Below are 12,888 nucleotides of genomic sequence, written 5' to 3' on the forward strand. Positions count from 1 at the left end.
CGTTTGTTTTTTAGTTGCCATACAACCTCTCAATGGTCTTGTTTAGGAACCGTTATCTTGTGTACTTCTTCTTTTACAAAGTCCGGATGCAACCTTACAACTTCTCCAAACACAATAACTGCTGGCGAAGAAATACCTGTCTTTTTTACAACATCAACAATTGTTCCAACGGTTCCGGATACGAACTGTTCATCGGGCATGGTGCCATTATGGATAATCGCTACCGGCAGCTGATCTTTACCTTCATCTATAAACAGCTGAGCAATGTCTTTTAATTTAGTCATTCCCATTAATACAACAACCGTGGCATTTGACTTAGCCGCAATCTGTATATCTGCCGAAAGTTCATGATCTCTGGTTGTACCGGTAAGTACCCAGAAGCTATCATTTACACCTCTTCTAGTTAATGGAATGCGCTGCAGCTCCGGCACAGCTATGCTGCTCGAAATACCAGGAATAACAGCAGTTTTGATATTGAATGATTCAACGTATACCAGCTCTTCATGACCTCTGCCAAAGATAAATGGGTCACCGCCTTTTAAGCGCACAACATGACCATATTTCAATGCATTTTCAACCAGCAATGCATTGATCTCTTCCTGCGGAAACTGGCAAACACCTTTCTTCTTTCCTACAAAAATCTTAATTGCACTGATCGGAGCAAAACTCAATATATAGTCGTGTATCAATGCATCATACAAAACCACATCAGCCGTTGATAAGGCATTCATTCCCTTCAAGGTGATCAATTCCGGATCACCGGGACCTGCGCCTACCAATGTAACTCTAGGTTCTACCATAATTAAACAGTAACCAAAGCTTTTGCTCTGTATGCTTTTATCTGCTCAACAAATTTTTCTGCACCGGCGATATAACTATCTGCGAATTCTTTTGTTGGTTCATGCGCACTCATGCTTAATACCTCAGCAGCAAACGTGCTGTTATTAGCAAAAGTAAATTTGTTTGTGCTTACCAAATGCTTATCAAAGTCGTTGATCATTGCAATCTGTGTATTGCATGCAACACCTTCTCCTGTTAAAATAGCTTTTGCCCCGCATACATATGTTGCATATGCTGCATAAATAGCGTCTGCAGAAGTTGCATTCTGCTGCAGGCGTTTTGCCCACTTCAATTTTTCTTCTGTATCAATGATCAATGTACCAACCAGGTCAATCATTACACCCGCGCATTCACCAACACCAACTTCAGTAACATATTTCTCCTCATGACCAAGATCAATATAATCTCTGTCTGTCAATGTTTCCAGATCAGACAATGGCTTTAACAATTTGTAGAAATACATTTTATCTGCAGCCACTTGTCTTCTGTAGTAATCATTGAAGTATTCACCTTCCGCTGCATTCGCGTCGTAATCAGTTAAGATATCACGTACAGCATCTACACAGCGGCGGGACGGTAACTTAAGAATTTTATCAGCAATTGTACCTGTTCCGTCCGGTTCCAAGCCACCGCCCAACATTACCTGCATTGCCGGCAATACATTTGCGCCATTCTTGATAGACATACCATGGAAACCAATATTGCCAATTGTATGCTGCCCACAGGCATTCATACACCCACTGATTTTTATTTTAATATTTTTATTGAAAACGATATCCGGAAATTCTTCCAACAGCATTTTTTCAATTTCAACAGAAAGACCTGTACTGCTTGAGATACCCAGGTTACATGTATCTGTACCCGGACACGCAGTAATATCTGCCGTGCTGTCAAAACCTGGTTCAGCGAGGCCAATCGTATTTAATTCATTGAAGAGTGCAGGAAGCGCTTCTCTCTTAACAAACTTCAATAACCATCCCTGGTTCACTGTAATACGGATGTCATCAGAAGCATACTTCTTCACAATGCCTGCAAATACACGTGCTTTATCACTTGCAAGATCTCCTAAGTGTTGTTTCAGCTGAACACCGAAATATCCTTTTTGTTTCTGTTCAAATACATTTGTTTTAACAAAACGTTCGAACTTCGCAGCATCCACCGGGGCAACTTCTGTAAATGATGTAACTGCCGGAAGAATAATTTCATCAACACGATTACGATCAATCACAACAGATTTGTCTCTGATTGCGATACGCTCTTTCTCAACATGCGCAAGGAACGCTTCAACACCGATGCCATTTACCAAATATTTCAAACGCGCCTTATGACGTTTCGAACGCTCACCAAAACGATCGAATACGCGGATCACTGCAGTAGAGAATGGAATCAACTGATCTTCTTCCAGAAACTCATTTACATTATGTGCAACAAAAGGCTGTGCCCCCAAACCGCCTGCCAGCAATACTTTGAAGCCTCTTACTTCTTTTCCATTCACCGTTTTTACACGAGGAATAAAACCTAAATCATGAATAAATCCAAAAGCACTGTCTGCTTCAGATGTGGAAAATGAAATTTTAAATTTACGTCCCATTTCCTGACAGATCGGGTTACGTAAAAAATATTCAAACATGCTATGCGCATATGGAGAAACATCAAATGGTTCATTCGGATCCACACCAGCAGTGTAAGAAGCAGTAATATTACGTACCGCATTCCCGCAAGCCTCGCGCAGCGTTACTCCAACCTCTTCCAGCTCATTCCACACCAATGGTGCGTTTTCTAACTTCACATAGTGCAGTTGTATATCCTGGCGGGTTGTTAAATGCAGGTTGCTTGAACCGTATTTATCGGAGATATCAGCAATTCGAATAAGCTGATCCGGGGTAACTTTACCATAAGGCAACTTTATACGAATCATTTGAACCCCCTCCTGACGCTGGCCATAAACGCCACGGGTCAACCGGAAAGCGCGGAATTTTTCTGAATCAATAGTATTTTCACGAAACCCTTTAATTTTTGTGCTCAGCTCTACAATATCCTCCTGTGCTGCCTTAGAAACCTGAGGTGCAAAATTAAAAACTGTTGTTTGTGAGGTGTTATTATTCATATTATCTGTTTGATTTTCTTTTTTGAATATATCCTTGTTATATACCAAATGGGATTTCGGCACAGAATATATTCAAATTTAATAATTATTTTACAAAAATAGATATTATCGAAATTTTATTTTAATTTTACATGATTATTTTACATAAAAAAGAATTATATTCTGATTTATATAAAAATAACAAATATTCGAATATGCTCTTGATACTTTCAAAAACTATATTCGGCATATTTAAGCAAACAAAGAATATTATTGCGAATCCGTACTATTTGGAACACTGATTGAGCAAAAACAGTTCTAAGACGACATATTTCTATTAACCTGTATACACACATGGATATCGAATTAAATTTATTGAACAAAGCATATCATTTTGCCGCAAAAAATGAGCAGGGCAATACCATCTCGATTGATGCATCTCCGGCTATTGGTGGTGAAAACAACGGTCCGCGCCCAATGGAATTATTGATTATGGGCCTTGGAGGTTGCAGCGGTATTGATGTATTAAGCATTCTTCGCAAACAAAAAATAGAGCCGGAAGCTTTCCGAATCAAATTGCATGCAGAACGTGAAAAAGATGCTACACCTGCACTGTTCACAGATATTCTGGTAGAGTTTATTTTCAAAGGCGATATTGATCCGGTAAAAGCAGAACGTGCTGTTAAGCTTTCCATGGATAAATATTGCTCCGTTGCAAAAACACTTGAAAAAACCGCTGCGATTACTTATAAAATTACAATGGAATAAATTACACTACCTCAGGCACCCGCTGTATTAACAGTGGTGCAACAGATCGTATCATTTATTCAGACAAACATCAATACATCATGGAATATACCAATTTCGAAACCTTAGCCATTCGTACGCAAACAGAAAGAAGCCAGAACAGAGAGCACACTTCTCCGATCTATATGACCTCAAGCTTTGTATTTGAAGATGCAGAACAAGCAAGGGCAATGTTTGCCGACGAAGTAGGAGGAAATTTATATACACGTTTTTCCAACCCGAACAATTCTGAATTCATTGAAAAAATGTGCCTGATGGAAGGTGCTGAAGACGGTTTTGCAACTGCATCGGGCATGTCTGCTGTATTTTCAAGCATGGCGCCTTTTTTAAATTGCGGAGACCATATTCTGCTATGCAAATCTGTATTCGGTTCTAGCCTGCAGATTGTAACGCAGATATTTCCTAAATGGGGAATTGAATATACCTTTGCTCCTATTGATAAACCAGAGACGTGGGAAAGCCTGATCAAACCAAATACTAAAATGGTTATGATTGAAACACCTTCCAATCCGGCATTGGATCTGATTGACCTGAAATGGCTTTCTGCCCTGTGCAAAAAACACAATATTCTATTAAACGTTGACAACTGTTTTGCTACTCCATACTTACAGAATCCGATTAAACTAGGAGCAGATATTGTTACACATTCAGCTACTAAATTTATCGACGGACAAGGCCGGGCAATCGGCGGTATTATTCTTGCATCAAAAGAATTAATCAAGCAAGTTCGTTTCTTCTGCAGACATACAGGTCCGGCGTTATCACCTTTCAGCGCATGGATATTTTCCAAAAGCCTTGAAACACTGGCTGTACGTATGGACAGGCATTGTGACAATGCATTAAAGGTAGCTCAATTCCTGGAACAGCATCCCGATGTGGAACTTGTAAAATATCCGTTTTTACCGAGTCATCCACAACACGAATTAGCAAAAAAACAGATGCGCGCAGGCGGCGGTCTTGTAACATTTATCATCAAAGGAGGTATCGACAGAGGACGCAGATTCCTGAATGCGACGCAAATGGCAACTCACTCTGCAAACCTTGGTGACACCAGAACAATTGTAACACACCCGGCCTCTACCACACATTCTAAATTATCTGATGAGGACAGAGAATCTGTAGGTATATTCCCAGGTACGATCCGTATTTCTGTTGGCCTTGAGCATTCCGATGATATAATAGCAGAAATTAAGCAGGCATTGGAAAATTCGAAATAATATTCTTAATTTCGGGAATGGCTGATCTTAAAAAAACTGTTTTTTCCATACTCGAAAAAGATCCTGGTAACACTGAATATGGCTGGCTAACAAAAATTGTTAACTATTCTATCGTTACTTTAGTTTTCCTGAACATCATCGCGGTAATCATACAAACTGAAAAAGGTATTGCACAAGAGTACAATACCTTTTTTTCATGGCTGGAAATCATATCCGTTGTTTTTTTTACGATAGAATATATTCTTCGTATCTGGGTTTCAAACCTAAACAGAAGATATACACATGGTTTCATGGACAGGCTGCGCTATATAACCAGCCCGATAGCGATCATTGATTTACTGGCTATCCTTCCCTTTTATTTATTGATGGTCTTCCCCGTGGATTTCCGCTTTATTACCATCCTGCGTTTCTTCAGACTTTTGCGGATCTTTAAGCTCAAACGCTATTCTCATGCGATACAAACACTGTGGCATGTCATTGAAGATAAAAAAGAAGAGCTTGTCATCAATTTTGTAACTATACTCGGTTTGCTGATCATCTCATCTTCCCTGATGTATTATATTGAACATCCTTCACAGCCGGAATTATTTTCCAGTATCCCTGCAACCATGTGGTGGAGTGTTTCAACACTTACTACTGTAGGCTACGGAGATATGGTACCGGTTACAGCATTCGGAAAATTATTATCCGCATGCATTGCCATGCTTGGAATAGCAATGTTTGCGCTGCCTGCAGCCCTATTATCTTCAGGATTCACTGAACAGATTAAAAACCAGCGCAGAAAAAAAAATAGTCACATCTGTCCACACTGTCAAAAAGAAATTGACGGAAAAGAATTATTCAATGATTAAGAAAGCAGCATTATTCGGAGCCATTATTGCAGTATTGTTTGTACTGTCGATTGTTGTTATTGTGAAAATCGATCTGGCAGAGGTCGAATTCAATTTTCCTTTGGTATTCCATACGTTACTCATCGGCATACCGCTTTTTGCCGGCATGCATTCTATCCGCAAAAATGTATATAACAATGCAATTAATTTTGCTCAGGCTTTTTATTCAGGGGTAATCATTTCAGTTTGCGCGGCCATCCTTGTAGTTTTACTGATGATCGGCTGCGAAATGGTTGGCTTCCTTATCCCTGATCTCATTGAAAAGGCAACGGCTGTAACAATTGCTGACTTAATAAAACAAAAGAAAACGCAAGCTGAAATTAATCAGATCGTAGCCAGCTTAAAAGAGCCATATATGTTTTCACTGTTCTATGGCATGCGGGTATTACTGATCTCTGCTTTCAGTGCCACCATACTGTCTTTATTCGTTCGTAATAGAGACACCTTTAATGAAAACAAATAACCGTAACATATGAACAAATTCATTTCAGTTTTCGGAATTCTGATCGGTGTATCATTGAGTTCCTGCGGACAAAAAATAGGTGGTATTACAATACCTAAAAGCGTAACCACAGCAACCAGCGCTGCAGGTTTATCTGAAACAGATATTGCCAATGGCCTGAAAGAAGCCTTAACCAAAGGTGCTAAAATGGCTGCAGATTCGCTTAACAAAACAGATGGTTATTATAAAAATCCATTGGTAAAAATTCCTTTCCCTCCTGACCTTGCAAAAATGGAAAGTACTCTTCGTAGTATCGGGTTAGGTGGAGAAATTGACAAATTCATTTTATCCATGAACCGTTCTGCAGAAAATGCAGCAATCGAATCCGCGCCAATCTTTACCAATGCGATTACGAAAATGTCCTTCGCAGATGCAAAAGCGATTCTGCACGGATCAGATACAGCGGCAACAAGTTATTTAAGAAAATCAACTTACGATTCTCTTTATAAAACATTCACGCCACATATTAAAAAAGCGCTTGACAATAACCTGGTAGCTTCACAATGGGCAAACCTTACAACCAGATACAACAAGCTGCCAACAACACATACAAAAGTAAATACAGACATCGTTGCATTTACAACCGGCAAAGCATTAAAAGGATTATTCGTTAAAGTTGCTGAAGAAGAATCAAAAATCCGAAACGATGCCAATGCACGTACAAGTGACTTATTGAAAAAAGTTTTTGGTTCGCAGAAGAAATAACAACTCCCGCAACAATAATTTATAAAGGCTTCCGGAATTATTTTCCGGAAGCCTTTATTATTTTCTGCAGTTCATCCAGTGAAGCTTCCCGCTGCGTGTGATATAAATTGGTATGTATAGTATCAAGTCTTGTGAGCAGATGCGCTAACTGGTACGACTCTTCGTCTGTAAGCGGTCCAAAAATAACCGAGCCGATCTGTTGCATATATGGATAACATTTCTGCATCACTGTTTTACCTTTGGATGTCATAAAAATCATAGTCGCACGCTTATCTTCAGGATTCTCCTTTTCTTTAACAAGTCCCAGCTGAATCAATCGCTTGATAATCTCTATTCCGCTCGTATATTCTGTGATATGCGCATCAATCAATTGTTTCTTGGTCACAGGTCCAAGTTCATCCAGATTGCGTAAAAACACAAAATCTTCCAGCGTTTTCAATTCCAGTTCAACAAGGTTTTTTTTGGAATAAAAAACAGCCATTTTGGAAAGTCTGTTAAGGGCTCTCCCTAATACTTTTCCTCTTGGGTTTTCTTTCGTGAATTTTATTGCCGGCTGCTTAGTCTCATTTATCCCTAGCAGATACGACTTACAGAAATCCTGTATTTCAGCTTTCGGGTTTTCCTTTTCAAAAGCGTGCCACAGATTTACCAGTTCAACTATTTTATCTGACATAATACAAATTTACTATGTTTTAATTATATTTTAAAATATTTTATAATGTTTTTGTTGCTTATTGAAAAACAAGGACTAAATTTGATTCATGGTTATTGCAGAATTAAAAAATGCTTCGAAAGAATATCAAATGGGCGACCAAACCATTACGGCGCTGCAGGCGACTAATTTCAAAGTAAATGACGGAGAACTACTCCTGATTATCGGCCCTTCGGGCTCAGGCAAAACAACATTGCTATCATTGATCGGCTGTGTGATCTATCCAAGTAAAGGAGAATTACTGGTCGACAATGAAAATGTAAATGCCATGAACCAAAGTCAGATGGCTAAACTACGACTGAATACAATTGGTTTTGTATTTCAGAACTTCAACCTGATTGCTCCGCTGAATGCATTGGATAATGTAATGCTGCCCTTGCAGCTGCAAGGCGTTCCGGCTAAGGAAGCAAAAGAACGCACAGAAAAGGCACTGGAGAAAGTTGGTATGCTTGATCGAAAAAAAAACCTGCCTAAACAACTTTCCGGAGGCCAGCAGCAGCGCGTTGCCATTGCACGTGCATTGGTAACCAATCCGAAAATCATCTTATGTGATGAACCAACAGCTTCGCTGGATAAAGATTCCGTTGGCATTATCATGAGTGAACTCAAAACCTTGGCTGAAAACGGAAAGGCTGTAGTAGTTGTAACCCACGATCCGCGCCTGAAAGAATATGCTCACAGGATTGTAGAAGTAAAGAACGGAACAGTAACAGAATTAACAGATTTAAATCAAAACTTATGATACATAAAATTACACTTATTGGAGTTGCTCTTTTACTTTTCGCTTGTGGCTCTGATAAAAAAGCCAATGAACAACTAAATAAAATTGATTCTGTTACGATCAAACAAGTTGTTGGTATTGCAAACATTGAACCGCTGAAACGTATTCTGACGCTTACTCCGGAAGCAAGCGGCGTAATCCGTAAAATAAATGTAGAGATCAACCAACAGGTAAAAAAGGGTGATATTTTGTTTGTTTTGGATAATGAAACTGAAACTGCACAATTACACCAGGCAGAATCCAGGCTGGCTACACAGATTTCTGTAATCGAAAAAAATAAGGCAGCTGTAGCAACTGCTGAAACCAATCTTTCCAATTCTAAAACAAACCTTGCACGTTCTAAAAATCTATTCGCTTCAAACGCCATCACACAAAAGCAACTGGAAGATGAGCAATTGAATTTCGAAACCAAAACACTCCAGTTTGAATCAAGCAAAGCAGATCTGAACCAGGCACAAAAACGTCTGACTGAATTAAAATCAGATGTAGAATATTACCAAACCATCCTGAATAAAAAAGCAATCAAAGCTCCGCTGGATGGCACGATCCTTTCCGTTGACACGAAACTGGGCGTGAATGTATCAACAGCTACAGCACTGGCAGATTTCGCACCTGAAGGCCCGGTTATGGCTATTACCGAAATCGATGAATTATTTGCCGATGAAATAAAGCCTGACCAGAAAGCATTCATACGCGCACAGGGTGACACCGTAATTCTGGCAACCGGTAAAGTAATTCTGGCAGCACCTTACCTGAGAAAAAAATCTTTATTCTCGGATAAAGCCGACAACCTGGAAGACAGACGTGTGCGTGAAGTACGTGTAGAACTGGACAGCACAGCAACATTGCTTATTGGCAGCCGCGTTGAATGTATCATTGAACTGAAATAAATACTATGTTTCGTACAGCATTAAAATTCATTTGGTTCGACAAGCCCAAATCCATCGGCGCTTTGGCCGGTGTGATCATATCTGTATTCTTAATCGGTCAGCAGTGCGGGATCTTTATATTCCTTACAAACGCCATGTCAAGCCTGGTTAAAAACAACAGTGAATACATCTGGATAACGGATGCCAAAACAACAAACGTAAATGCATTGTCTGCTATTGATATCCGGATTGGAAAAGAAATAGCCAGTGTACCGGGCGTTAAAAAAGTTTCTCCGATCGTTATCGCTGGTGGTTCTGCGAAATTTGAGAACGGGCAATCAAGCGGCATTACACTCATTGGTTCTGAAGCTCCCTATTTCAATGGCGGCCCCTGGAATTTATATAAAGGAAGCAATGAAGTCATGCTGCAGGATGGCGCTATCATTGTTGATTATTTCGATAAGAAAGCACTGGGCGAAGCGGTACTCGGCGATTATTTCGAGATCAATGGAAATAAAGTCTATATCGCAGGCCAGACCAAAGGTGTAAGGGGCTTCGGCGGCCCGGCGTATTCATTCACTACCATAGAACGCGCGCGCGCGCTTACAAAATTCTCCAAAACAAAAGCCAGCGCGTTTTTAGTAGAATGGAATGATAACGTAACAAAAGATTTTGTTATCCGGAACATTGAAAGAAATGTGAGAGGCATTAAAGCCTGGGATAGTGAGAACTTTGCAAACCAAACAATTCTGACCGTTTTAAAGTCAAGCGGAATTGCATTATCCTTTGGTACACTGATTGTATTTGCCTTGATCACAGGTTTTGTGATTATAGGCCTAACCCTTTACTCTTCTGCAATTGACCGCATCAAAGATTATGGAACGCTTAAAGCCATTGGCGCAACAAATGGTTACATCCGCAAACTGATCATGGCACAAGCTTCTATCATTGCAGTGATAGGCTTTATCATAGGTTATGGTTTGGTTACTGCATTCAAAAACGGTATTGCAAATGCGGGAACCATCTTCGATTACCCGCTTTGGTTAAAAGCCACATTCCTCGGCATTACTTTATTCATCGCGCTGGGCGGAAGTTTATTTGCCATCAGACGCATTACTAAATTAGAACCTGCACAGGTATTCAGAGGTTAACATATATGAAGAACATCATCACCTATTTATTTTTGCTGATCACATTGGGAGCAAGCCTTCCGGGATTCGCACAAACAGATTCCAGTATCCAGTTAAGTCTGAAAAAAGCAATAGATATTGGTTTCAGTCAGCGTTTCGACATCAAGAATCAGGAGCTGGCCATACAGATCAGTGAAAGCAACAGATTGAAAACCCAAAGCAAAAATCTACCTCAAATAAATGCGAGCATTGATTTCAGATACAATGCCATATTAGCAACGAGCTTATTGCCTCCGGGAGCATTGGGCAGCAGTGATTATACACCTGTCAAATTCGGTACACCGTACAACACCTTAACATCCATTACGGCAACACAATACATTTTCAATTCAAACATATCCGGCGACAAACTGGTAAATGATGCACAAACGGAATACGACCATATCAGTCTTGAAAAATATAAAACCGATGCCAAGTCTATGATTACCCAGGCTTACTATCAGGTATTACTAAACCAGGAACAGATCAGACTTGCACAGGAAAATGTTGTGACTGCTGAAACGATTGTAAAAAAAGGTGAAAGCGAATTTGCAAACGGCACGCTGCTTAAAACAGATTTATCACGCTACCAGCTGGACCTGTCCAATGCAAAAAATCAATTGCAGACCGCGCAGAATAATTACGACAATAGTTTACTGGTACTTAAAACACAGTTAATTATTCCGGTAGAAACAACCATATACCTGACAGATAATCTGGAAAGCCTTATTAGCAATGCAGAACAGATTGCCGAGGCTGATGCGAATATTGAACAACGTTATGAATATAAAATGGAATCCAGCATGCTTCGCTTAAATGAGATCCAGGCAAAAAAATACAACCGCAGCTACCTGCCTTCAGTATATTTATATGGAAATGCTTCGTTACAGAATCAGAACTCTAAAATTTCATTCTTCAATACAGATACATGGTATCCTTACGCCTATGTAGGCATACACGCTGATATTCCGATTTTTGATGGGTTTGAAAAAAGCAGGAACATTGCTGGCTATCGTTTAAAGGTACTTCAGAATAAAAATAATCTGGATAAACTAAGCTACGACATTCAAACGGAAACAATCAATACCCGTAACCAATTGAATGTTGCATATAGTCAGTACCAAACTTCAAAGGAAAATTATCTGCTTGCTCAAACGATCATGAAAGTGGACCAGGACAGATACAAAGAAGGGACACTCACTTCGTCTGCATTAAAGAATACCGAATACTCTCTTCAAAATGCGCAGAACAATTATTTAACAAGCATTTACAATGTGCTGATCGCACAGGTGAATTACAAGAAGGCAATGGGAGCATTATAATAAATCCCAAATAACAAAAAACAAATTCCAAAAATATTCAGAGTGTAAAGCATTACACTTTACACTCTGAACTTTACACTTTTTCAATAGCGCATACTCAACACCGTAATTCCTGCGCCGCCACTATCAATATGTTCATCATTCATGGCAACGATCTGTTTGTATTGCTTTAAATGATCGCGTAGCATTTTACGAAGAATGCCATCTCCTTTCCCGTGTAAAATACGAGCTTCTTCAATACCAAGAATAAAGGCATCATTGATCCATCGGTCTGTAAAGGTAATAGCTTCTTCTGTACGTTTTCCACGCAGATCCAGCTGCATGGAAAATACCTGATGTTTCTGCACCAGATCAACACCGCCTGTTTTAGGCTTGCGTTCTTCTGTTTTAGTTTTCAACTCTTTAGCTGAAGCACTGCTCAATTCTGAGAAATGAACCGTGGCTTTCAGATCACCGATAAATATTTCTGCGAGTTTACCTTTTACGGCCTCGATCTTTCCTACCGCGCCATTGCTGCGGATGCGGACAATATCTCCCGCTTTCCAATCGTAACGGATCGGTTCGTTATCGGTCACATGCCTTTCAGGTTCGAGTTCTTTTTCTATCGCCTTTCCTACTTCACGTATTTCCTGACGGTGCTTTTGCGCGCCATGCTTATCTTTTGCATTTGAAATTGAACGGATCAATTCCTCTGCCTTTCCATCTGCCTTCTGCACGATACGATACGCCTCCTCTTTTGCTTCAAGCATCATGCGCTTACGTTTTTCCTGAAACTCTGCAAGCTTCTCTTCGAATTCCTTTGAAAGCTTTTCATGTTTCGCTTTTAATTCTCTGCCGGATATAATTTCCTGTTGCAGTGTGGTACGCTCACGTTCAATATCTTTGAGTAAGGTTGAAAGATCAACCTGTTCCTGATCCAGCTTCGTGCGCGCCTGGTCGATCAATGACTTCGCAAGACCAGACTTCTCAGCAATTTCCAGCGTAAACG

13 protein-coding genes are annotated in these 12,888 nt (G+C 39.9%); 9 read left to right on the plus strand and 4 right to left on the minus strand.

The window, feature by feature from the left end; genetic code table 11:
* Positions 1-29 precede the first annotated feature (29 nt).
* Both cobA and ACTHJT_RS15225 read right to left on the minus strand, forming a co-directional pair.
* Entirely contained in the window at positions 30-800 is a 771-nt protein-coding gene (cobA, locus tag ACTHJT_RS15220; RefSeq protein ID WP_440239733.1) for a uroporphyrinogen-III C-methyltransferase, read from the minus strand.
* A gap of 2 nt (positions 801-802) precedes the next feature.
* Positions 803-2,947, minus strand: coding sequence for a nitrite reductase (locus tag ACTHJT_RS15225; RefSeq protein WP_440239735.1), 2,145 nt, complete (start codon positions 2,945-2,947; stop codon positions 803-805).
* A gap of 333 nt (positions 2,948-3,280) precedes the next feature.
* Between ACTHJT_RS15225 and ACTHJT_RS15230 the strand changes: the two genes are divergently transcribed.
* From ACTHJT_RS15230 to ACTHJT_RS15250, 5 genes are all read left to right on the plus strand, one after another.
* The gene (locus tag ACTHJT_RS15230; RefSeq protein ID WP_440239737.1) at positions 3,281-3,694 is read left to right on the plus strand and encodes an OsmC family protein; all 414 of its coding nucleotides are present in this window, start codon (positions 3,281-3,283) and stop codon (positions 3,692-3,694) included.
* A gap of 80 nt (positions 3,695-3,774) precedes the next feature.
* A complete protein-coding gene (locus tag ACTHJT_RS15235) occupies positions 3,775-4,950 on the plus strand; it encodes a trans-sulfuration enzyme family protein (protein ID WP_440239739.1) in 1,176 nt (391 codons plus the stop codon).
* 17 nt (positions 4,951-4,967) lie between these two features.
* Positions 4,968-5,801 (plus strand): ion transporter, encoded by an 834-nt coding sequence (locus ACTHJT_RS15240; protein WP_440239741.1) that lies wholly within the window; start codon positions 4,968-4,970, stop codon positions 5,799-5,801.
* The gene (locus ACTHJT_RS15245) at positions 5,794-6,303 is read left to right on the plus strand and encodes a DUF4199 domain-containing protein (RefSeq protein WP_440239743.1); all 510 of its coding nucleotides are present in this window, start codon (positions 5,794-5,796) and stop codon (positions 6,301-6,303) included. Before ACTHJT_RS15240 ends, ACTHJT_RS15245 begins: the two co-directional genes overlap by 8 nt.
* 9 nt (positions 6,304-6,312) lie before the next feature.
* Positions 6,313-7,047 carry a DUF4197 domain-containing protein gene (locus tag ACTHJT_RS15250; protein ID WP_440239745.1) on the plus strand — a complete coding sequence of 245 codons (735 nt, stop codon included), beginning with the start codon at positions 6,313-6,315 and terminating at the stop codon, positions 7,045-7,047.
* A 37-nt stretch (positions 7,048-7,084) separates the two neighbouring features.
* Here ACTHJT_RS15250 and ACTHJT_RS15255 read toward each other — a convergent pair whose 3' ends face one another.
* On the minus strand, positions 7,085-7,720 hold the full coding sequence (locus tag ACTHJT_RS15255) for a MarR family winged helix-turn-helix transcriptional regulator (RefSeq protein WP_440239747.1): 636 nt from the start codon (positions 7,718-7,720) through the stop codon (positions 7,085-7,087).
* A gap of 88 nt (positions 7,721-7,808) precedes the next feature.
* On the opposite strand from ACTHJT_RS15255, the gene ACTHJT_RS15260 reads away from it, so the two are divergent.
* From ACTHJT_RS15260 to ACTHJT_RS15275, 4 genes are read left to right on the plus strand one after another with little or no spacing between them, the layout of a single operon-like run.
* Positions 7,809-8,501, plus strand: a complete 693-nt coding sequence (locus ACTHJT_RS15260; RefSeq protein ID WP_440239749.1) for an ABC transporter ATP-binding protein — start codon at positions 7,809-7,811, stop codon at positions 8,499-8,501.
* A complete protein-coding gene (locus ACTHJT_RS15265; RefSeq protein WP_440239751.1) occupies positions 8,498-9,430 on the plus strand; it encodes an HlyD family secretion protein in 933 nt (310 codons plus the stop codon). The genes ACTHJT_RS15260 and ACTHJT_RS15265 overlap by 4 nt, the downstream gene beginning before the upstream one ends.
* 5 nt (positions 9,431-9,435) lie before the next feature.
* Complete coding sequence (locus ACTHJT_RS15270) at positions 9,436-10,560, plus strand: ABC transporter permease (protein ID WP_440239753.1); 1,125 nt, start codon at positions 9,436-9,438, stop codon at positions 10,558-10,560.
* A gap of 5 nt (positions 10,561-10,565) precedes the next feature.
* Positions 10,566-11,900, plus strand: coding sequence for a TolC family protein (locus tag ACTHJT_RS15275; protein WP_440239755.1), 1,335 nt, complete (start codon positions 10,566-10,568; stop codon positions 11,898-11,900).
* An 83-nt stretch (positions 11,901-11,983) separates the two neighbouring features.
* Here ACTHJT_RS15275 and ACTHJT_RS15280 read toward each other — a convergent pair.
* Positions 11,984-12,888: Smr/MutS family protein (locus tag ACTHJT_RS15280; RefSeq protein ID WP_440239757.1), on the minus strand; the 905-nt coding region annotated here is incomplete at its 5' end.

The organism is Cytophaga sp. (assembly GCF_051961495.1).
Taxonomy (GTDB): Bacteria; Bacteroidota; Bacteroidia; order Cytophagales; family Cytophagaceae; genus Cytophaga.